This is a genomic window from Paraburkholderia sp. SIMBA_027 (assembly GCF_046535315.1).
Lineage (GTDB): Bacteria > Pseudomonadota > Gammaproteobacteria > Burkholderiales > Burkholderiaceae > Paraburkholderia > Paraburkholderia tropica.
The window spans coordinates 1-233 of the sequence record NZ_JAWRWY010001664.1 but is presented as its reverse complement, the minus strand read 5'-3'; the positions used below and the strand labels follow the sequence as shown (position 1 = coordinate 233).

Here is a 233-nt window from a genome sequence, read left to right as displayed (position 1 = left end):
CACGCTGCGTCACGCCGCCTTCGGCGTGTTCGTGCTGGGCGGCGCCATGTCGGTTCATGCGCAGATCGTGGCGGGCGGTGCCAATGCGCCGTCCGTGATCCAGACACAAAATGGCATCCCGCAGGTCAACATTTCAAGACCGTCCGGGGCTGGCGTTTCGCTGAATACGTACGGACAGTTCGATGTCCAGAAAAACGGCGCAATCCTGAACAACTCGCCGACGATTGTCAGCA

General features: G+C 60.5%; 1 pseudogene. It reads left to right on the top strand.

The window, feature by feature from the left end:
* Positions 1 to 233, top strand: a pseudogene (locus SB764_RS44830) (hypothetical protein); the annotation flags it as partial.